Genomic DNA, 18,273 nt, shown 5'->3' with positions numbered 1-18,273 from the left:
CGGTACCGATATGCCCATCTATGAGGGCTAGTTCCCGGAAACTCCGTGCAGAATCTGGCTGACGGTCACCGTGATGAGCGCCTCGGAATCGGCGACCGGCAGTCGGTTGGCGGATTCCACAATCGCCTGGACGAGCATCGCCCGCAGCCGGGGCTCCGCCACGCCGGCCCCGGTGAGCACCTCGACCAGCGGCTCCAGCAGGCGCAGGTGTCCGTCGCGGATCCGCTGCCGCGCGTCGTCGGGCAGCGCGTGCGCGGACAGCGCCACAGCCGCGGCGTGCCGACCGTCGCGCATCAGCTCCAGCTGCATCCGGACGTACGACTCGATCTTGTCGCCGAGCGGGGCGTCCCCGGCGAGCGAGTCGGCGACCAGCTCCGTCCAGCGCGGCAGCTCGTCCTCGATGATCGCGGCGGCCAGGTCCTCGCGGGACTTGAAGTACTCGTACAGGCTCGGGCGGCTCAGGCCGACCCGCTTGGCGAGGTTCGCCAGGGTCAGCGCCTCGGGGCCACCCTCCGTGACCAGGTCCCGGCCGGTCTCCAGCAGCGTCGCCAGCCGCCGGGATCGGTGCTCGGCGACGGTGGGTGCGGTGATCCGGGGCATAGGGGGATCATAACGGGCCTTGCGTTTCCGACACTGCGTAGGTATGTTTGCCGACAACTTGTAGGAAAGGTTGTCCCCATGTGGTTCCTCGCCTGGCGCGAGATCCGACACAGCCGCGTCCGGTTCGGCCTGCTGGCCACCCTGGTCGCCCTCGTCGCGTACCTCGTGTTCGTCATGACCGGCCTCGCCGTCGGCCTCGGGGAGGCCTCGGTGTCCGGACTCCGGCACCTCCCCGCCGACCAGCTCGTCTTCGCCAACAACGTCCAGCGCTCCCTCGACCGCAGCGACCTGCCCGCCGACCTCGGGGGCCGGCTCACGGCGGCCGGGGCCCGGTCGGCGACCCCGGTCGGGTTCTCGATGGCCAACCTCGCGGCAGGCGACGACGTCGTCTCCGTCGGCCTCCTCGGCTGGCCGACGACCGGGCCGATGACCGGGTCGACGCCCGGCGGCGGCGGCCACCAGGCCTCGAAGGCCGCCCCCGGCTGGGACGGCACCGGCCTCCTCCTCGACCGATCGGCGGCCGACAAGGGCCTGAAACTCGGCCAGACCGTCCGGGTCCAGCCCGGCGGCGTCGAGCTGACCGTCACCGGGTTCGCCGACCTGGGCACCTACTCCCACACCCCGATGGCGTACGTGCCGCTGAGCACCTGGCAGCAGATCCGCCGCACCCCCGACCGGGTCAGCGCGTACCTCGTCGAGGGCCACGTCGGGGCCGTCCCCGGCACCGAGGCCGTCGACAAGGAGACGGCGATCACGTCGGTACCCAGCTACGTCGCCGAGACCGGCACCGTCGGCCTGATCCGGTCCTTCCTGTACGCGGGCGCCGCGCTCCTGATCGGCACCGTCTTCTGGATCCTCACCCTGCAGAAGGAGGGGTCCCTCGCGGTGCTGCGGGCCACGGGCGCGCGCAGGGGCCTGTTGCTCGGCTCGTACCTGATGGAGGTGCTCGCCACCCTCGGCGCCGGCGTCGCGGTCAGCGGGGCGCTCGCGTTCGGCAGCGCGGCCCTGCTTCCCGCCGGGGTGTTCCTGCTCACGGTCGGCGACACGCTGACCGCCGCCGGACTGCTCACCGTCCTCGCCCTCGCCGGCTCGCTGGTGTCGATGCGCCGGCTGCTCACCGTCGACCCGCTGCTCAGCCTCGGAAGGAGCGCCTGATGCTCACCCTGACCGCGATCACGCACGCCTACGGCGACGTCGAGGTCCTGCACGGCGTCGACCTGACCGTCTCCGGCGGGGAACTGGTGGCCCTCCTCGGGCCGTCCGGCTCCGGCAAGACGACCCTGCTCGCGATCGCCGGCGGCCTACTGTCCCCCACCTCCGGGGAGGTGTCGACCACCGGCCGGCCCGCGTTCGTGCTCCAGGGCGGGGCCCTGATCCCCTACCTGACCGTCGTCGAGAACCTGCTCGTCCGGCGGGTGGTGGCCGGCGCCCGGATCACCGCTGCGGACAAGGCCCGCGCCGCGGAGATCCTGGAGGCCGTCGACCTGGGCAAACTCGCCAACCGGCACCCGGCGCAGCTGTCCGGCGGGGAGAAACAGCGCACCTGCGTCGCACAGGCATTGTTCACCGGAGCCCCGGTGCTGCTCGCCGACGAGCCCACCTCGGCGCTGGACCGGGACCGGGGCCGGGCCGTGATGGAGTTACTCCGCCGGCAGGCGCACGAGGAGGGCGCTGCGGTGCTGATCGCCACCCACGACGAGCGGTCCCTGGACCTGGTCGACCGGGTGACCCGCATCGACGACGGAGCACTCCTGATGGTGGGGGCCCGCTGAGGACGACGATGCGCGCGTTGCAGAGAACCCGGCATACAACACCGGTATGCCGGAACCTCTGCGCCTTCGCCTCCCCGCCCTCAGCGGACCAAGACGTTTAGATCAAGAGCCGGATCAAGAGCGCCATCACCGGGTACCGGATGATGGCGCTCTTGACCTGGCAGTTTGTGGTTCGGAAGGGATCAGGCTGGGTCAGCCCACCCGCTCGGGGGACTCGTCCTGATCGTCACTCCAGTACGGGCCCAGCTCGTTGTCGTCTGGATCAAAGACGAGTCCGAGCACGTTCACAGCCCCTTCCGGCGGGACCAGGCCGAGACTGGCCGCGTAGTCCTCCGCCCCCGCCTTTCCCTCCTCCAGGTACTCCTGAAGAAGCCGCACCTTCTCCGGGTCGCCCTGGACGGGATAGCCGTACTCGTCTTTCACTCGCTGCCCTCCAGACCACTGCCGTTGCCCTCGTACACCTGACGCCAGATGCCGCCGTTCTTGTAGATCTTGAAGATCGTCAATCGCACCCCCTTGGGGAGGACATCCCGAAGCCTATGCTCACAGCCGTTCGGTTTCTGGCAAGGCTTCATGTTCTGGTACAACGTCGCATCTCAGATCCCATCACGACGCATCAACGCCGCAGCATGACCTTCCACGTGCCGGGTCATGGAATCCAAGCCCTTCCAGGGCTCCTTGAGCCCGTGGCCTCCCTGGGCCGGCCCGTAGTCGCCGGGCCCGAACATCCCCGTCAGGTCTCTTCCGTCGGGTCCGAACAGCCTTCCGGCTGCGACATCCTGATCTGCCACCCTCAGCATGTCCTGCTTGATCTCAGGGCCGACCCGCAACACAGGCCGGGGTCTCTCCTCGTCGGGGGGAGGAACCCGCTTCGGCGACGATGGTGGAGCTTCAGGCGGTGGCTTTGGTTGGGGTCCGGTCGGCGCGGGTCTTGGTCGTGGATCAGGTTCGGGTCCCCGCCGAGGTGGCTTGCTCTCTACCGGCCCCGCTCGCGCCGATGACGCGTCAGCGGCCGGCGCCGCTCCTCAAGCCGACTCTTGCGCGACGACCGTTCCGGAGTGCACCTCCTCCAGCTTCGCGGTGACGTTCTCCGCCATCGACATGCCCTCACGGGCCAACTCAGCGGCGGCACGGCACGCCGCAGCACGGGTGTCAAAACCCAGCGAGGCGACGGAGAAGGCCAGCTCCTCGAGGAGTTCCGCGATCGTGCCCACGCTGTCGACGACCAGCTCGACCTCTCCCTTCGTGTTCTCGATCTTCTGGTACACGTCACCGAATTCGGCCATGTTTCCTCCGTGGGGTGTGCGGGGTTCGATCCGGATCGCTGTAGGTGGGTGAGACGGTTTCGGGGGTCACCCGTACAGGGCCCGTGCGATGCCGACGAGGGTGCAGACGGCCAGCACCACACCGAGGAGCGCCAGGGCGAGCAGTGCGGGGTGTCGGGGTTCTCTGTGGTCGGCCATGGCTACGGCAGCAAGCGGAACGCCGCAGCGATCCCGTACGCGAGCAAGAGGCACCCGAAGACCACCACGACCGGTAGGCAAGCGCCCTCCGTCACGGCGACCATCCGATCGCGCCGACTCACGGACGCCTGGTAGACACGGCGCGTCGGGTGCCGGTCGATGATCGGAAGCTCTCGCGTCGGGCCACTCACGGCAACCACACGCTTTCGGCCACCAGCTCCGCGAACGCGTCCAGTCCGTCAGCCCGACTGAGGTCCAACAGGGTATAGCTGTGCAGGACCATCAGCCGGTCCACACCGGCCCGGTTGACCAGCCACTCACAGCCCGCCGCAGCCTCCGGCCCCTCGCAATGGCCGAACTTCCCGTCAGCGTCCATGAACAGCACGGCGTCAACCTCGTTCGGGCCGTAGCTGTACAGAAAGCCGGTGATCTTCTCGCCCAGCGCCTTGAGCTGCTCAGGGGTTGCCTTGAACATGGGTCCTAGCCCTTCGGGGTTGGGGGAAGCCGGGCACAGCCCTACGAAGCTGTCCCGGCTTCCCTGCCTGCTGACTACTCCTCGCCCTGCTCCTGGTCCTCGTTGTCATCCGGCTTCTCGCCGTCGAAGTAGACGCTCATTGCTCACTCCTTCCCGGAGTCCTGTGCGGACCGAATGCTCCGCGGCCAGGGCCAGTCTGAGCTGGGGGCTGACGGTTCCGGGAGGTGTACGCCATAGCGCCGCAGGGTGCCAACATGCGTGGCCTTGTGCGGGGTTGTGCACCTCTCGACGGGTGCCAACAAGGTCGGTACCGTTTGCACTGCCTGGTGTCCCGGAGCCGCTACGGATCGGGTCGGTTCCGAGGGGGTGCGGTGTGGCCGTCGAGTCCAAACAGATCAGCAACACCGAATTGGAAAGGCTCATCATCGAAAGCGGGTTGAGCAACGCCGCGCTCGCCCGGCACATCAACCTCACCGGCCGCAGCACCTACGGGCTGGAACTGCGGTACGACTCCAGCTCTGTGAACCGATGGCTGCGCGGTGCGGTACCGGCACCGCCGATCCCGGAGATCATCGCTGGGGTGCTCACCACCCGACTGCATCGACAGGTGCCTGCCGGATCGTTGTTCGCTGACGGGGACTTCCTCACCGTGCCGTCCAGCCCCAGCCAGACGGTAGAGACCGCTACCGCCCTGTGGAGGCGAACGGTGCAGCGCCGTGACTTTCTCGCCTACTCCTTCTCAACGGCCGCGAGCGCACAAGCCGGTTGGTGGTGGGTCTTCTCCCCGCCCGGCACCATCACGGGCGGGGCACGACGCTCTCGGATCGGTCAGGCGGACCTGGAACGGCTGGCCGCTGACAGGGAGACATTCGCCGAACTCGACCGCCGCTTCGGCGGTGGTCACGCCCGCAGCTGGCTGGCCGACTACCTCGACCAGCAGGTAGCACCCATGCTGCACGGCCGCTACGACGATGCAACCGGCCGCGCGCTGTTCGCCGCCGCGGCCGACCTGACCCACATTCTCGGCTATATGGTGTTCGACTCGGCAGACCACGGCCTCGGCCAGCGCTACACCATCCAAGCCCTCGGTCTAGCGCATCACGCCGGAAACTTGGCACTCGGCGCATATATCATGTCCAACCTGGCCAACCAGCACGTCTACCTCGGCGACGGCGCGACCGCAGCCCAACTCGCCCGTGCCGGAGCAACCGCTGCCCACGGCCGGGCACCTGCCGCATTGATCGCTCAACTGCACACCACCGAAGCGCGAGGACACGCCCTTGCACGCGAGCCACACGCCTGCCGGGCCGCGCTCCATATGGCGGAGCGTGCCTTGGAGCGCGCCAGACCCGAGGTAAACCCGGCCTGGCTGGGTGCCGCCAGCCCGGCGCACCGGCACGGAGCGATCATGCACAGCCTGCACGACCTCGGCGACCACACCGCCGCGAACAGCTATGCCGAGCAGGCCCTGGACCTGCCCGCCGACAGCTCCCGAGCCCGCGCACTGCACCTGATCCTGCATGCCCGGGTACTGCTTGGCCTCGGCCGGGTCGAGGAGTCCTGCGCCACCGCCACACGAGCACACGGAATGTCCGCGCAGTTGCGGTCGCGGCGGCTCGGCGAGCGGTTCACCGAATACACCAAGGCCCTGACCCCGTACGCAAAGGTCGCGGCGGTCATCGACTGGCTGGCGCTGATCAGGCCGACGCGGACACCACTGTCCCGTTCACCAGGTTGACCGTCCGCCCGGTGGCCTTCGCGCCGAGCGCGCTGCGCAGCCGGTCCGCGGTGTTTCTCGTCAGTCTGGAGTACGCCTCAGCGGGTTCGACGAACTCGAACCCGTCCAGCTCGTCGTTCTGCAACGCGATGTCGTCCGGCGAGACGACTGTGCCGGCGTCGAAGACGAATCCGAACCAGGCCCGGCGGATATCGGTGGGCGCCACCCAGTCCACGACCAGCAACGCACCCAGCACCGGCTCGACACCCAGTTCCTCACGGACCTCCCGGGCACACGCCAGATTCGGCGGCTCATCGCCCTGCAACACTCCGCCCGGCAGATTCCAGTGCTCACGGTAGTTCGGCTTGACCAGCAGCACCCGGCTCTGCGGATCGGTGATCACCGCCGTGGCCGACGCCAGGAAACTCGGCAGGCTCGCGTACCACTCAGCCGGCTCCAGCCAGCCGGCACGCTCTGGATTCACCCCACCACGCTACCCCACCTGTCGTCACCGTCCTGGGGATCGTCCGGGGCGAGCCAAAGAGCGCTGCCAATCCGGGTACCCGATGACAGCGCTCATGCTCTCAGGCGATCGTCACGCCCGCGGCGCGCAGGTCGGCCAGGGCCCGGTCCGTCGACTCCGGGGCCACGCCTGCCGTCAGGGCCGTCAGGACGGTCGTCGCGAAGCCCTCCCTGGCCGCGTCCAGGGCGGTCGCGCGCACGCAGTAGTCGGTGGCGATGCCCACGACGTCGACCTCCGTGACACCGCGTTCACGGAGCCACCGCGTCAGGGTGACGCCCTCGGCGGAGCCCTCGAAGCCGGAGTACGCCGCCGCGTACTCGCCCTTGTGGAACACCGCCTCGATCCGGTCGGTGTCCAGCGCGGGGTGGAACTCCTGGCCCTGGGTACCGACGACGCAGTGCACCGGCCAGGAGTCGACGTAGTCGGGGGTGTCGCTGAAGTGGGACCCCGGGTCGATGTGGTGGTCCTGGGTGGCGACGACGTGGTCCCAGCGCCCGGGCCGCAGCTCGATCGGGTCGGCCCCACCGGACCGCAGAGCGTCGGTGACCCCGGCGGCGACGGCGGCGCCGCCGGCCACGGCCAGGGAACCGCCCTCGCAGAAGTCGTTCTGCACGTCGACGATGATCAGTGCGCGCATCGCTAGTGGCCTCCGGTCACGGTGACGGGGATGGCCGGATCGCCCGGCGACAGCTTGAGCCCCTCCCAGGGGATGGAGATCAGGCAGTCGCGCAGGTGCGCCCGGCTCTCCTGCAGCGTAGGCAGCGCGCCCACGACGACGCCACCCCGGACGTACGGGCGCTGGAGCACCCGGTCGCCCGCCATCGGGTCCGGCGCGCCCTGGGAGACGATGACCTCCTCCGTGGCCGTACCGGTCGGCTTGTGCCGGCGGACCGCCGTCTTGCGGCCCCCGATGCTCGGCTTGTTCTCGCTGCGCTTCACGACCGGGCGGCCGTCCACCTCGACCAGCTTGTAGACCAGGCCGGCCGTGGGCGCGCCGGAGCCGACCACCACGGCGGTGCCCGCGCCGTACGCGTCGACGGGCTCGGCGGCCAGCGCCGCGATCGCGTACTCGTCCAGGTCGCCGGACACGACGATCTTCGTGTCCGGGGCGCCCAGCTCGTCGAGCAGGTCGCGGGACTGCTGGGCCATCACCGACAGGTCGCCCGAGTCGATCCGGATCGCGCCCAGCCGGGGGCCGGCCACCTCGACGGCGTTGCGGATGCCCTGCCGGATGTCGTAGGTGTCCACGAGCAGGGTGGTGCCCTCGCCGAGCGTCGCGACCTGCGAGGTGAAGGCTGCCTTCTCGTCGTCGTGCAGCAGGGTGAAGGCGTGCGCGGCGGTGCCGGCGGTCGGCACGCCGTAGCGCTGGCCGGCCGCGAGGTTGGACGTGGACGCGAACCCGGCGATGTACGCCGCCCGCGCGCAGGCCACCGCCGCCGCCTCGTGGGTGCGCCGCGAGCCCATCTCGATGATCGGCCGGCCCCGCGCGGCGGTGACCATCCGGGCCGCCGCCGCCGCGATCGCGCAGTCGTGGTTGAGGATCGACAGCAGCAGGGTCTCCAGCACGACGCACTCGGCGAACGTGCCCGTGACGGTCAGCAGCGGCGAACCCGGGAACCACAGCTCGCCCTCGACGTAGCCGTCGATGTCGCCCGTGAACCGGTAGTCGGCCAGCCACTCGGCCATCCGGTCGTCGACGATCCGCCGGGCGGCGAGGAACTCCAGCTCCGCGTGGTCGAACCGGAAGTCCCGCAGCTGCTCGACGAACCGGCCGGTGCCGGCCACGACGCCGTACCGCCGGCCGTTGGGCAGCCGCCGACCGAACGCCTCGAACACGCAAGGCCGGTCGGCGGTGCCGTCGCGGAGGGCGGCGGACACCATCGTGAGCTCGTACTGGTCGGTGAAGAAAGAGGCCGTCACGTTGATCAGCTTAGGCGTCGGCCGCCACCGGCTCGGCCGCCGCGGGGTGATCCGCACCACGTAGGGCGAAGAACGCGTACACCGCGCCGGCCAGCACGAACGCCGAAGCCACGGTGAAGACGGCGTCCAGCCGACCGAACGCGACCCCCGCGACCGTCAGGTGGAACCCCGCGCCCAGCCAGCTCGCGACCAGCCCGGCGGCGACCATGGACACGATCGCGACCACCCGGTTCGCCGGGCCCATCACGGCCGACACCCGGCCCATGAACTCCCGCGGCACGATCGCCATCAGCAGCGGGCCGATATTGGAGTTGGTGGAGCCGATCCCGAGCCCGAGGAGCACGTACGCGACGAGGGCGAGCCACAGGCTGGTGGCCTGCGAGTACAGCGCGAACGCCCCGGCGAACACCAGCATCCCGCCGCGGATCATCCGCGCGTGGCCGACCTTGTCGCCCACCATGCCACCGAGGAACGCGCCGACCAGGATGCCGGCCCCGAACGTGCCGCCGAGGAAGCCGTACCACTTCGGATCGGCGTGCAGGTTCTCCGGTACGTAGTAGACGGCCAGGGCACTGAGCGCGCCCGCCCCGAGCTGGAGCAGCAGGATCATGATCAGGAGCGCGCGGAGGAACGTGTTCGTGCCGAAGAGGCGCAGGCCGGCGAACAGCTCACCGCGTACCCCCTGCTTCTCGGTCTTCGCGACGGGCGGGGCCGGCGGGGCCTGGATCGCGCGGATCGCCACGAACGACACGAGGAACGACACGGCGTTGAGGGCCAGCGCCCACTGCGGGCCGAAGCCGATCAGCAGCGGGGCGGCCAGCGGCGGGCCGATGATGGTGGCCAGGGCCTCGGTGGTCTGGCCGTAGCTGGACGCCTTGCCCCGCCGGTCCGCCGGCACCACATCGTTGATCATGACGAACCGGGCCGGGCCGAAGAACATCGACACCGCGGTGGTCAGCGCGACGATCACCCCGGTCAGAACCAGGATGACGGGTACCGGCACCGTGCCCTTCGGCAGGAACGCCACCCCGGCCAGCACCGCCACCAGCCCCGCGCGGGTCAGGTCGGCGGCGAGCATCGTGCGCTTCTTGTCCCACCGGTCGACGAACACCCCGGCGAGCGGGCCGACCATGAACGTGACCGCCGAGGCGACCACCAGCACGGCGGTGGACACGGCCGGGGCGTAGGACTTGCCGGCCAGCAGCACGGTGGCCACCCACAGCAGCAGAGTGGTGTCGAAGACCATGTCCCCGACCAGCGACACGACCTGCCCGATCCATAGGCGGGTGTAGTTCTTGTTGATCAACACTGGAACAGAATGCGGGCCCTCCCCCGACTGGGGAAGGGCCCGCATCACGATCGTTACCTACTCCGTACTGGAACCGGCCACAGCCGGCGGCTTGTAACCGGGCACCAGCTCCGGGAACTTCTCGTCGAACGCGGGGCGCTCGGAGCGGATCCGGGGCATCGAGTCGAAGTTACGCAGCGGCGGCGGGCAGGTCGTCGACCACTCCAGCGAGGCGCCGTAGCCCCACGGGTCGTTCTCGGTGACGGTCCGGCCGGCCTTGTAGGACTTCCACACGTTCCACAGGAACGGCAGGGTCGAGATGCCGGTGATGAACGCGCCGATCGTGGAGATCTGGTTCAGCGTGGTGAAGCCGTCGCGCTCCTGGTAGTCGAAGTACCGACGCGGCATGCCCTCCGTGCCCAGCCAGTGCTGCACGAGGAACGTGGTGTGGAAGCCGATCGTCGTCAGCCAGAAGTGCACCTTGCCGAGGCGCTCGTCGAGCATCCGGCCGAACATCTTCGGGAACCAGAAGTAGATGCCGGCGTACACCGCGTACACGATCGTGCCGAAGAGCACGTAGTGGAAGTGGGCCACCACGAAGTACGTGTCGGACACGTGGAAGTCGATCGGCGGGGCCGCGAGCAGCACGCCGGACAGACCACCGAAGAGGAACGTGACCAGGAAGCCCAGCGAGAACAGCATCGGCGTCTCGAAGGTCAGCTGGCCGCGCCACATGGTGCCGATCCAGTTGAAGAACTTGATACCGGTCGGGACCGCGATCAGGAAGCTCAGCAGGCTGAAGAACGGCAGCAGCACCTGGCCGGTGACGAACATGTGGTGCGCCCACACCGTCATCGACAAGGCCGCGATGCCCAGCGTCGCGCCGACCAGGCCCTTGTAGCCGAAGATCGGCTTGCGGGAGAAGACCGGGAAGATCTCGGAGACGATGCCGAAGAACGGCAGCGCCACGATGTACACCTCGGGGTGCCCGAAGAACCAGAACAGGTGCTGCCAGAGCATGGCCCCACCGGTCTCGGAGTCGAACACGTGCGCGCCGAGGATGCGGTCGGCGGCAAGCCCCGACAGGGCCGCGGCCAGGATCGGGAAGACCATCAGCACGAGGAGGCTGGTGACCAGCAGGTTCCACGTGAAGATCGGCATCCGGAACATCGTCATGCCCGGGGCGCGCAGGGTCAGGATGGTCGTGACCATGTTGACCGCGCCGAGGATCGTGCCCAGACCGGAGATGATCAGGCCGACGATCCACATGTCCGCGCCGGCACCCGGGGAGTGCGCGACGTCGGTCAGCGGGGAGTAGGCGAACCACCCGAAGTCGGCCGCGCCGTTCGGGGTGGCGAAACCCGCGACGACGATCGTGCCGCCGAACAGGTAGAGCCAGTAGGCGAACGCGTTCAGCCGGGGGAACGACACGTCGGGCGCGCCGATCTGCAACGGCACGATGTAGTTGCCGAAGGCGAACACGATCGGCGTCGCGAACAGCAACAGCATGATCGTGCCGTGCATCGTGAACGCCTGGTTGTACTGCTCCGCCGACAGGAACTGGCCACCGGGTTGGGCAAGCTCCGCGCGCATCAACAGGGCCAGGAAGCCGCCGATGATGAAGAACGCGAAGGCCGTGACCATGTACATGATCCCGATCTGCTTCGCGTCCGTGGTCCGGAGCAGCCGGGCGAACGCCGAACCCTTCACGCCCTGGTGCACTGGCCAGGGGCGGGTCACTATCGGCTTCGGCTCGACAGCAGTCACGATCTGTCCTCCATCGCTGCTGATGTACTGGCAGGCCAGAAATAGCCTGGCCGTATCCCGGACGCAGAATAGTCCTTCAGGGCGACTCCCACCCCAACGGGTGGCAAAAACGCGCCGAGAGATCGTGCGGCTACTCCAAGTCACACCCTACCCATGAGTAGGTAAGGAGGGTATGTTACCGACAAGTAGAGGAGGATGGATGTATGACGTGATCATCGTCGGGACCGGCTTCTCCGGGCTCGGCATGGCCATCGCCCTGAAGAAGGCCGGCCGGGACAACTTCGTGATCCTCGAGAAGGCCACCGACCTGGGCGGGACCTGGCGGGACAACACCTACCCCGGCTGCGCCTGCGACGTGCAGTCACACATGTACTCCTTCTCCTTCGAGCAGAACCCCGCCTGGACCAGGGCCTTCCCCCGGCAGGAGGAGATCTGGGACTACCTGCGCGCCACCTCCGACAAGTACGGCGTGACCCGGCACATCCGGTACGGGGCCGAGGTCACCGGGGCGACGTTCGCCGACGACCACTGGACGGTCACCCTCGCCGACGGGAAGACCGTGAAGGCCCGGGCCGTGGTGCTGGGGATCGGGGCGCTGCACCTGCCGTCGTACCCGAAGATCAAGGGTCTGGAGACCTTCGACGGCCGCGCCTTCCACTCGGCCGAGTGGGACCACGGGGTGGACCTGAAGGGCAAACGGGTCGCCGTGATCGGCACCGGGGCCAGCGCCGTCCAGTTCGTGCCCCGGCTCGCGGCCACGGCGGCGAAGGTCGACGTCTACCAGCGCACACCCCCGTGGATCATCCCCAAGGCCGACCGCAGGATCGGCCGCTGGGAACAGGCGCTCTACCGGGCGCTGCCCGCCGTCCAGAAGCTCTACCGCGGCACCATCTTCTGGCGGCTGGAGAGCAGGGCGCTCGGCTTCGTGCACCCCAGACTGATGGGCGTCGCCGCGATGGTCGCACGGGCCCACCTGCGCCGACAGGTGCCGTCCGCCGACCTGCGGGCCCGGTTGACCCCCGACTACACCATCGGCTGCAAGCGGATCCTGATCTCCAACGACTACTACCCGGCCCTCAACCGGCCGCACGTCGACCTGATCACCGACGGCATCTCGCACGTCACCCCGACCGGCATCGTCACCGAGGACGGCGAACACCGCGAGGTCGACGTCATCGTCTACGGCACCGGCTTCCACGTCACCGACGCCCTCAACGGCCAGCGGATCACCGGCAGGGACGGGCTCGACCTGGTCGACGCGTGGCGGGACGGCATCGAGACGTACCTCGGGATCGCCATCCACGGCTTCCCCAACGCGTTCGTGCTCCTCGGGCCGAACACCGGCCTCGGGCACAACTCCGTCGTATTCATGATCGAACAACAGGTCCGGTACGTGATGCAGGCCCTCGCGCTCCTCGACAACGCCGCCACCGTCGAGGTCCGACTGCCGGCCCAGCGCGCCTTCAACGACGAGATCCAGACCAAGCTGCGGTCCGCCGTGTGGAGTTCCGGCGGCTGTCGGAGCTGGTACCTCGACGAACACGGGGTCAACCGCAGCATCTGGCCCGGCTTCGCCTGGAGCTACCGCACCGCCACCCGCCGACTCAACCGCGCCCACTACGAGGTGAAACCATGATCTGCCTGATCACCGGCGGCGCGTCCGGCATCGGCCTGGCCCTCGCGACCGAACTCGTCGCGCGTGGCGCCCGGGTCGTCATCGCCGACATCTCCCCCGCCACCCACGTCGTCGCCTCCGCGTTGGGCTGCGACTCCGTCGAACTCGACGTCACCGACGCCGCAGCCGTCCAGACCGCCTACGCCGACGCCTGGGACCGGCACGGCCGGATCGACGTCGTCTTCAACAACGCCGGCATCGCCACCGGCGGCGTCGCCGAGGAACTCACCCTCGAACACTGGAACCGCACCATCGACGTCAACCTGCGCGGCGTGATCCACGGGGTGCACGCGGCGTACCCGCTGATGCTCGCGCAGGGGCACGGGCACATCGTCAACACCGCCTCCCTGGCCGGGCTCACCCCCGCGCCCCTGATGGCCCCCTACACGACCACCAAACACGCCGTAGTCGGCCTCAGCCTGGCGCTGCGGGCCGAAGCCGCACCCCGGGGGATCAGGGTCAGCGCCGTGTGCCCCAGCTTCGTCGACACCCCGCTGCTCGACAACGTCAACCCCGGCATGCCCGGCACCAGCATCGGCCGCGAGGTCAGAGCCAAGATCCCCGTTCCGTTGTACTCCGCGGAGAAACTCGCCCGCGACATCCTCCGAGGTGTGGCCCGCAACAAGGCGCTGATCGTGGCACCGTGGTCGGGGCGGGTGGCGTGGTGGGGAGCCCGCCTGGCGCCGGGGCTCGCGACGCGGATCTCGGGGCGACAGGTGAGCAGGCACAACGCCGGCCGGTAGCGCGTCCCGGAAGACGCGCACCGTCCCAGGATGCGGGCCTGGTCGGTTGCGGGATGGGCACGGCCGCGTCAACCGGGTGGCCCGAATCGTCCGCGCCTCCTAATGTGGACAGGACTCGATGACCGGGAGGCCTGATGCGGACGGCGGCGCGGACCACCGCGGTGACCGCCTGCCTGCTCGCCTTCGTCACCGTGTTCTACGCGAGCTCCACCGGCGACGACACCCTGCTGTGCCTCCTCGCCCCGCTCGCCGGGATCGGCGTCCTGGCCGTCGCCGCCGCCCGGCAGGCCGCCCAGCCCGGCGACGACATCCGGTTCGCCGTCCGGGAGAACCGGCTGTTCCAGGAGATCGAGGCCACCCGGGGCCGGGGCGAGGACCTGTTCCACCACACCCGGGCGAGCCTGTCGCTGTACCAGTTCGTGGAGTACCCGGACCCGATCCAACGCCGACAGCTCAGCCTCGCCCAGCTGCGCCGGTGCGAACAGCTCTTCGAGCGGCTGATGCGCCGGGCCGAGCTCACCGGCCAGCCGCACACGGCGGCAGGGCTGTTGACCCTGGTCACGGAGGCGGCGCGGACCGGGAGGCTGTGGCTGCTGGCCGACTGGGAGGACCCGCAGCTGGAGCGGGCCCTCGGGGACTATGTGCGGCGCGGGGAGCTGCGGCGGGCGGACGGCACCGAGGTCAGCTTCCGGGCCTGACCGGTCCACGGCCGCGCCGGCCCGGCCGGCCCGGCGAAGGACCAGGTCAGGTCGCCGGGACGCGGTGGGATTCCAGGTGCGCCATCATCGTCTGGTTCGCCGCCCAGCCGTCCGGGAACTTCACCGGCACGTTCAGCGCCACCGGCCCCGCCGCCGGATGCGCGTCGAGCAGCTCCGCGATCCCGGCCCGCGCCACGACCAGGCACGCGTGCCGGTGCCGGGACGTCAGCACGCACAGCCGGCCGGACTCCAGGTGAAACGCCGTCGCGTCCCGCCGCCCCGACAGCGGGTGCAGGACGATCGTCACGTCGTACTCGCGACCCTGGAGCCGGTTGGCCGTGTCCACCGTGACGGCCACTCCCCGGTCGGCGAGGGCCGCGCGGATCGCCGCCACCTGGTCGCGGTGCGCGGCCCCGATCGCGAGCCGCTCCGGTGTGAGGGGATACGCACCCTGCTCGGAGTGCCCGACGGCGCCGCGGGCCAGCAGACGGGCCGCGAGGTCGGCGACGGCGTCCACCGCCTCGGTGTCGGTGCGGACGGTGTGCCGGGCCGGGAGTTCGTACAGCGCCCAGCCGGTGTCGGCGGCCAGGTCGAGCGCGCGGTCGAGGGCGGAGCCTGAGCCGGGGCCGAGGTCCAGGCGCCGGTCGTCGGGGCCGGTGCCGGAGGTGAACCCCGTGAACGGGTAGAACGCCTCCGCGACGACCGGGGCCGCCGAGGTCGGCAGCCGCCAGGATACGGGCAACCGGTGCACCGGCAGCTCGGGGTTGTGCCGCAGCAGCACCGACACCGCGCTCTGCAACGGATCCCACGACAGCCCCGCCCAGCGCTCCGCCTCCACGGTGGAGAACGGGTCGAGCTGCCCCGGGTCGCCCACGAACAGCGCCCGCTCGAACCGGGGCGCGATCCGCAACAGGGCGTCAGACCTCATCTGGTACGCCTCGTCCACGATCGCCCACGGCCACGAACCCTCGGTCAACGTGCCCCACTTCGCGGCCGTCGCGATCGTGATCCGCGAGCCGTCGAGCTGGGCGACCTTCTGGCCGATGGTGACGTTGTCCCTGGTCACCCGGGCCGACGGCCGGTACGCCGACGAGGACAGCCTGCCGATCGACACCAGCGGATCCTTCGTCGCGAGCCGGTCGATCAGGTCGTCGACCTGCTCGTTGGTCTGCGCCACGATCATCAGGTCGCCCCGCAGGTGCAGGGCGGCGCGCACCACGAGGGTGGACTTGCCGGCCCCCGGCGGGGAGTCGACCACGACGCCCCGGTGCGCCGTCGAGTCCAGATCAGCCAGAATCGCCTCAACCACCGTGCGTCCACGGCGTCTCGTCGGGGAACGCCGCTGAACGCTGGAACGCCTCGCTCAGCGACGTGTACACCAGCTCCTCGCCCACCTCCGGCACGCTACCGGCCGCCGGGACCGCCCCGCGCCCCATGCCGCTGGTCAGCGTCAACACCACATTCAGGCCGTCGATCTCCGTGATCTCCGCAGCCTGCGCCCGGCGGGTCGGACTGGTCACGGTCCCGCTCAGGTGGACCGGCCGGTCCGTGGCCACCGTGATCCGGGGCCGCAGCTTCCGGCCCTCCTTGCGCTCCGGCTCCGTGGCCACCACCGTGCCCCGGAACGCCGCGCCGGTCAGCTGGTATCCGGCCATCACGAGCGGGTCGTCGAACGCGCGCTGGGCCTCGACCCGGGCCTGGGTCCGTTCGAGGCGGTCCAGGCGCGCGGCGGCGGCCACCGGGGAGTCCCGGATCGGTTGGGGCGCGTGCTGGGCGAGGAAGCCCGCGTACTCCGACACGTCCCACAGCCAGCGCTCCGGGACACTACGGGCCTCGGGGAGCGCGCGGAGCAGGTCGATCGCGTGCCAGACCTGGGCCCAGACCGGTTCGAGCAGCCCGTGCAGGGCCTTCTCGATCTGCGCCACGGCCCCGGGATCGCCCCCGTCGTACGCGTCGACCAGCGGGGCAAGGGTGTGGTTGTCGAAGTCGGGGTCCGTCGTCGGCCCGGCCGTGAGGTCCTCGTCGCCGGGCCGGCCGTCGATCCAGCCCAGGACGCCGGCCAGGTGGGCGTCCTCGACGGAACTCTGGCCGGTGGCCCAGTGGTCGGTGAGCGCCTCGGTGGCCGCCACGAGCAGGCAGGAGTCCGGGTGTTCGGCCCGGTCGGCGAGGAACGTCAGCCACCGGCCGATCCGGTCGCCGTCCCGGAACCGGGTGGCCCGGCCGAGCAGCCGGAGGAAGTCGACCCCGGCCCGGTTGGGCACGACGACCTGCACGTCGGGCAGGCCACCGGCAAGCTCGGAGACACTCTCCGCACCGTCGGTCGGGGCATCGTCGGCCACGTGGCCGCCCAGATCTCCGACGAAGCCGGTCACCACCTGGGTCAGCCGCTCGAAGAACTCGGCCCGCAGCGCGCGGTCCCTCGGCTGGGGCACGACGAGCAGCACCGGCTCCGCCCGGTCCGTGCCGAGCATCATCGCCAGCGGCGCCGCGGCCTCCCCCGCCAGTGCCACCGGGACGAGCACGAGCGGCCGGTCGTCGAGGTGCACGTGCCGGACGCAGGCGATCGGCTGGGCCCGCCCGGCGGCCAGCGCGTCCACCTTGGCGAGCGCCTGGAACAGGCTCACCGGTCACCCTCCGGCTGACCGACCGGAGCACCCGCGCGAAGCTCCCGGGCCGCCACCAGCAGCTCCGCGATCTCCGGATGCTCGGTCGACGGAGCGCCGCCGGCGATCGCCGTCACCTCGCCCACGGAGGCGATCCCGCCGAGCGCGTCGCGGACCGCCCGGCCCAGGGTGTCGGTCTCCCCCGCGCACCGGGCCTCCTGCCGGCAGTAGAAGGCGAGCTCGCAGGCCGCGAGGCACTCCGGCGCGTACCGCGCGGGGACGGTGGCCACCGCGTCGTCGGCCGTGGCCCCGTCAGGCAGTCCGGCAGCGATGTCCGCGACGCCCACCAGCCGGGCGAGCTGGCGTTCGAGGACGCCCAGCTCGCGCCGCACGTCGACCCGGTGGGCGACGGGGGCGTTGGAGAAGTTCTCCGGGCAGACCAGGGACACCTCGTGGTCGGTGTCGTGGCCGAGGCGGCGCAGGGCCAGGACGTGCACCGCGGCCTGCCGGGCGGCGGCGGCCACCTTGTCGCCGGGCGCCTGCCCGTCGATGACGGCGAACGACTTGATCTGCACGACGTGCAGCCGGCCCCCGGCGCGGAGGATGACCAGGTCGGGTTCGAGGGCCGCGGGCAGGCCGGCGATGTCGAGGGTCAGCTCGACGGTCACGACCTCGGCTCCGGCGAGGCCGACGGCGGCGAGCAGCTCCGCGTACCCGTCTGCTTTCAGTCGGTTTTCGAAGCCGAGCGTGCGGGTGATGGCGAACCGGGACTGGCCGAACCGCGCCGGGTGCCCGAGCCGGGCCGCCAGGGCGGACTTGTCGACCCCGGCGGCGTCGAGCAGACCGCGCCGCGCACAGCCGGGATTGGCGGTCAGCGCCGCGATGGTCCGTGCGGTGTACCGCACCGGCGCGGCCCCGCCCCGCAGCCAGCGCAGCCGTTCGGCGAGCTCCGTCACGTCCGTGTCCCTCCTGATCTGCGGACATTAGCAGCGGGGACCGACACGACCACGGATCCGGGGTGACAATGGA

The 18,273-nt window shown here is 70.4% G+C and carries 18 protein-coding genes and 1 pseudogene; 6 read left to right on the top strand and 13 right to left on the bottom strand.

Annotated elements, in window-relative coordinates:
* Positions 1-27 precede the first annotated feature (27 nt).
* A complete protein-coding gene (locus IW245_RS33360; protein WP_197007090.1) occupies positions 28-600 on the bottom strand; it encodes a TetR/AcrR family transcriptional regulator in 573 nt (190 codons plus the stop codon).
* A 78-nt stretch (positions 601-678) separates the two neighbouring features.
* Here IW245_RS33360 and IW245_RS33355 point away from each other — a divergent pair, with 78 nt between their 5' ends.
* The gene (locus IW245_RS33355; RefSeq protein WP_197007089.1) at positions 679-1,755 is read left to right on the top strand and encodes an ABC transporter permease; all 1,077 of its coding nucleotides are present in this window, start codon (positions 679-681) and stop codon (positions 1,753-1,755) included.
* Positions 1,755-2,372, top strand: coding sequence for an ABC transporter ATP-binding protein (locus tag IW245_RS33350; protein ID WP_197007088.1), 618 nt, complete (start codon positions 1,755-1,757; stop codon positions 2,370-2,372). Before IW245_RS33355 ends, IW245_RS33350 begins: the two co-directional genes overlap by 1 nt.
* Before the next feature lie 192 nt (positions 2,373-2,564).
* Here the strand turns inward: IW245_RS33350 and IW245_RS33345 are convergent, their stop codons facing one another.
* The 4 genes and pseudogenes from IW245_RS33345 to IW245_RS33325 all read right to left on the bottom strand — a co-directional run bounded on the left by IW245_RS33345 (position 2,565) and on the right by IW245_RS33325 (position 4,310).
* Positions 2,565-2,795 (bottom strand): hypothetical protein, encoded by a 231-nt coding sequence (locus IW245_RS33345; RefSeq protein ID WP_197007087.1) that lies wholly within the window; start codon positions 2,793-2,795, stop codon positions 2,565-2,567.
* Positions 2,792-3,172 (bottom strand): annotated as a pseudogene (locus tag IW245_RS33335) (DddA-like double-stranded DNA deaminase toxin). The gene IW245_RS33345 and the pseudogene IW245_RS33335 overlap by 4 nt, the downstream one beginning before the upstream one ends.
* Positions 3,173-3,397: 225 nt before the next feature.
* Positions 3,398-3,658 carry a hypothetical protein gene (locus tag IW245_RS33330; RefSeq protein WP_197007084.1) on the bottom strand — a complete coding sequence of 87 codons (261 nt, stop codon included), beginning with the start codon at positions 3,656-3,658 and terminating at the stop codon, positions 3,398-3,400.
* 364 nt (positions 3,659-4,022) lie between these two features.
* Positions 4,023-4,310: a hypothetical protein gene (locus tag IW245_RS33325; protein ID WP_197007083.1), complete on the bottom strand. Its 288-nt coding sequence runs from the start codon at positions 4,308-4,310 to the stop codon at positions 4,023-4,025.
* Positions 4,311-4,683: 373 nt separating this feature from the next.
* Between IW245_RS33325 and IW245_RS33320 the strand changes: the two genes are divergently transcribed.
* Complete coding sequence (locus IW245_RS33320) at positions 4,684-6,048, top strand: NsdA family TPR-like regulatory protein (RefSeq protein WP_197007082.1); 1,365 nt, start codon at positions 4,684-4,686, stop codon at positions 6,046-6,048.
* Here the strand turns inward: IW245_RS33320 and IW245_RS33315 are convergent.
* The 5 genes from IW245_RS33315 to ctaD form a co-directional block, all read right to left on the bottom strand.
* Entirely contained in the window at positions 6,008-6,511 is a 504-nt protein-coding gene (locus tag IW245_RS33315) for an NUDIX domain-containing protein (RefSeq protein WP_233472678.1), read from the bottom strand. The two genes, IW245_RS33320 and IW245_RS33315, sit on opposite strands and share 41 nt — an antisense overlap.
* A gap of 100 nt (positions 6,512-6,611) precedes the next feature.
* Entirely contained in the window at positions 6,612-7,187 is a 576-nt protein-coding gene (locus IW245_RS33310) for an isochorismatase family protein (RefSeq protein WP_197007081.1), read from the bottom strand.
* 2 nt (positions 7,188-7,189) lie between these two features.
* Positions 7,190-8,470, bottom strand: coding sequence for a nicotinate phosphoribosyltransferase (locus IW245_RS33305; RefSeq protein WP_267919943.1), 1,281 nt, complete (start codon positions 8,468-8,470; stop codon positions 7,190-7,192).
* 10 nt (positions 8,471-8,480) lie between these two features.
* The gene (locus IW245_RS33300; protein WP_197007080.1) at positions 8,481-9,779 is read right to left on the bottom strand and encodes an MFS transporter; all 1,299 of its coding nucleotides are present in this window, start codon (positions 9,777-9,779) and stop codon (positions 8,481-8,483) included.
* A gap of 57 nt (positions 9,780-9,836) precedes the next feature.
* Positions 9,837-11,525, bottom strand: coding sequence for an aa3-type cytochrome oxidase subunit I (gene ctaD / locus IW245_RS33295; RefSeq protein WP_197007079.1), 1,689 nt, complete (start codon positions 11,523-11,525; stop codon positions 9,837-9,839).
* A 199-nt stretch (positions 11,526-11,724) separates the two neighbouring features.
* Between ctaD and IW245_RS33290 the strand changes: the two genes are divergently transcribed.
* From IW245_RS33290 to IW245_RS33280, 3 genes are all read left to right on the top strand, one after another.
* Positions 11,725-13,161 (top strand): flavin-containing monooxygenase, encoded by a 1,437-nt coding sequence (locus IW245_RS33290; RefSeq protein ID WP_197007078.1) that lies wholly within the window; start codon positions 11,725-11,727, stop codon positions 13,159-13,161.
* On the top strand, positions 13,158-13,943 hold the full coding sequence (locus IW245_RS33285; RefSeq protein WP_197007077.1) for an SDR family NAD(P)-dependent oxidoreductase: 786 nt from the start codon (positions 13,158-13,160) through the stop codon (positions 13,941-13,943). Before IW245_RS33290 ends, IW245_RS33285 begins: the two co-directional genes overlap by 4 nt.
* A 134-nt stretch (positions 13,944-14,077) precedes the next feature.
* On the top strand, positions 14,078-14,641 hold the full coding sequence (locus IW245_RS33280; RefSeq protein ID WP_197007076.1) for a hypothetical protein: 564 nt from the start codon (positions 14,078-14,080) through the stop codon (positions 14,639-14,641).
* 46 nt (positions 14,642-14,687) lie between these two features.
* On the opposite strand, the gene IW245_RS33275 is transcribed toward IW245_RS33280, so the two are convergent.
* Genes IW245_RS33275 through IW245_RS33265 form a run of 3 tightly spaced genes read right to left on the bottom strand, consistent with a single transcriptional unit; the run spans position 14,688 to position 18,200 of the window.
* Complete coding sequence (locus tag IW245_RS33275) at positions 14,688-15,950, bottom strand: AAA domain-containing protein (protein ID WP_197007075.1); 1,263 nt, start codon at positions 15,948-15,950, stop codon at positions 14,688-14,690.
* The gene (locus IW245_RS33270) at positions 15,943-17,265 is read right to left on the bottom strand and encodes a hypothetical protein (protein ID WP_197007074.1); all 1,323 of its coding nucleotides are present in this window, start codon (positions 17,263-17,265) and stop codon (positions 15,943-15,945) included. Before IW245_RS33270 ends, IW245_RS33275 begins: the two co-directional genes overlap by 8 nt.
* Positions 17,262-18,200: a hypothetical protein gene (locus tag IW245_RS33265; protein ID WP_197007073.1), complete on the bottom strand. Its 939-nt coding sequence runs from the start codon at positions 18,198-18,200 to the stop codon at positions 17,262-17,264. Before IW245_RS33265 ends, IW245_RS33270 begins: the two co-directional genes overlap by 4 nt.
* Positions 18,201-18,273: the final 73 nt, after the last annotated feature.

It is taken from the genome of Longispora fulva (genome assembly GCF_015751905.1).
Lineage (GTDB): Bacteria > Actinomycetota > Actinomycetes > Mycobacteriales > Micromonosporaceae > Longispora > Longispora fulva.
The sequence above is the reverse complement of the archived record's forward strand: the minus strand, read 5'-3'. Positions and strand labels throughout refer to the sequence as shown.

What these genes read in the sequence shown, in the direction of transcription:
- IW245_RS33285 (WP_197007077.1), top strand. Translation starts at nt 13,158, where the DNA reads ATGATCTGCCTGATCACCGGCGGCGCGTCCGGCATCGGCCTGGCCCTC.
- IW245_RS33310 (WP_197007081.1), bottom strand. Translation starts at nt 7,187, where the DNA reads ATGCGCGCACTGATCATCGTCGACGTGCAGAACGACTTCTGCGAGGGC.
- IW245_RS33325 (WP_197007083.1), bottom strand. Translation starts at nt 4,310, where the DNA reads ATGTTCAAGGCAACCCCTGAGCAGCTCAAGGCGCTGGGCGAGAAGATC.
- IW245_RS33360 (WP_197007090.1), bottom strand. Translation starts at nt 600, where the DNA reads ATGCCCCGGATCACCGCACCCACCGTCGCCGAGCACCGATCCCGGCGG.
- IW245_RS33330 (WP_197007084.1), bottom strand. Translation starts at nt 3,658, where the DNA reads ATGGCCGAATTCGGTGACGTGTACCAGAAGATCGAGAACACGAAGGGA.
- IW245_RS33350 (WP_197007088.1), top strand. Translation starts at nt 1,755, where the DNA reads ATGCTCACCCTGACCGCGATCACGCACGCCTACGGCGACGTCGAGGTC.
- IW245_RS33280 (WP_197007076.1), top strand. Translation starts at nt 14,078, where the DNA reads ATGCGGACGGCGGCGCGGACCACCGCGGTGACCGCCTGCCTGCTCGCC.
- IW245_RS33355 (WP_197007089.1), top strand. Translation starts at nt 679, where the DNA reads ATGTGGTTCCTCGCCTGGCGCGAGATCCGACACAGCCGCGTCCGGTTC.
- IW245_RS33290 (WP_197007078.1), top strand. Translation starts at nt 11,725, where the DNA reads ATGTATGACGTGATCATCGTCGGGACCGGCTTCTCCGGGCTCGGCATG.